At 61.2% G+C, this 1,003-nt stretch carries 2 protein-coding genes; both read left to right on the top strand.

The features are described from left to right. The first annotated feature begins 111 nt into the window (after nucleotides 1–111). Entirely contained in the window at nucleotides 112–492 is a 381-nt protein-coding gene (locus tag NKH89_RS35630; RefSeq protein WP_245274633.1) for a transposase, read from the top strand. Further along, complete coding sequence (gene tnpB, locus NKH89_RS35625) at nucleotides 489–833, top strand: IS66 family insertion sequence element accessory protein TnpB (RefSeq protein ID WP_352642448.1); 345 nt, start codon at nucleotides 489–491, stop codon at nucleotides 831–833. The genes NKH89_RS35630 and tnpB overlap by 4 nt, the downstream gene beginning before the upstream one ends. The last annotated feature ends 170 nt before the right edge of the window (nucleotides 834–1,003 follow it).

The raw sequence follows: 1,003 nt of genomic DNA, 5'->3' as shown, positions 1-1,003 counted from the left end.
GTAAGCGCCAAGCTGACCCCATCTGGCGCGGCTTGAGGTGATGAGCGAGACATACTGACACTGAAGCAAGGAGCCGAGGAGCTTGCAGTGTCAATTTCTATGTCTGCGCCTATGCCTGATGATAGAAGTTTCCATGTTCTTGAAGCGGTTGCCAACCGACTGGAGGCAAGCCCGCAGCGTCCGCGCCGGCGCTGGTCGGCGGAAGCGAAGTCGCGGCTGATCGAGGCGACACTGAAGCCGGGCGCGAATGTATCGGCCATTGCCAGACAGGCGGGGATGGCGCCGGCCCAGCTGTTCGGCTGGCGGAGCAAGGCGATCAAGAGCGGTGCGGTCACGCCACACAGGGATGCGGAGCGGCTCGGCTTTGTCGAGGTCACGCCGACAGCGTCTGCGTCGGTGGAGATCGAGCTGGGTGGCGTGGTCATTCGCGCCGGTGCCGATATCAATGAGGAGCAGCTGGTGCGGATTATCCGGGCGGTTCGCCAGGCATGATCCCGGCTGGCGTGAAGGTGTTGCTCGCCAGTCATCCCGTCGATTTTAGAAAAGGTCCCGACGGCCTTTTGGCACTGGTGCGCGATGCCGGCTCGGATCCATTCAACGGCGCACTTTATGTATTCCGCGCCAAAAGAGCGGACAGGATCAAGATCGTCTGGTGGGACGGCAGCGGCGTGTGTCTTTATGCCAAGCGGCTGGATGAGGCGAAGTTCTGCTGGCCGCGGATCGGCCACCACCGGGTCCAGCTCAATCATGCTCAGCTCATGGCTCTGGTTGACGGAATGGACTGGAAACGGGTTCGAACGGAGACCGTCAGGCGGCCGCAATCGGTTGGGTAAAACCCTGCGGCATGATGAATCAGGGGCCTGAAAACGCGGGAAAATTGCCCGCGAATATGCTCTGATTTTGGCCATGTCGGCACCCGATCTCGCGCTCCCGGACGACGTTGACGCGCTCAAGGCGATGGTTGTTGCCATGGCCGAAAAAGCCGCCGGTCTGGAAGAGCGTA

Origin of the sequence: Mesorhizobium sp. M0923 (assembly GCF_040319365.1) — a bacterium.
In the GTDB taxonomy this organism is placed as follows: Bacteria; Pseudomonadota; Alphaproteobacteria; order Rhizobiales; family Rhizobiaceae; genus Mesorhizobium.
Note: the sequence above shows the minus strand (reverse complement) of the source record. Positions and strands in the feature narration are given on the sequence as shown.

Excerpts from the sequence above, each read along its gene's own strand:
- tnpB (WP_352642448.1), top strand. The coding sequence starts at position 489 with ATGATCCCGGCTGGCGTGAAGGTGTTGCTCGCCAGTCATCCCGTCGAT.
- NKH89_RS35630 (WP_245274633.1), top strand. The coding sequence starts at position 112 with ATGCCTGATGATAGAAGTTTCCATGTTCTTGAAGCGGTTGCCAACCGA.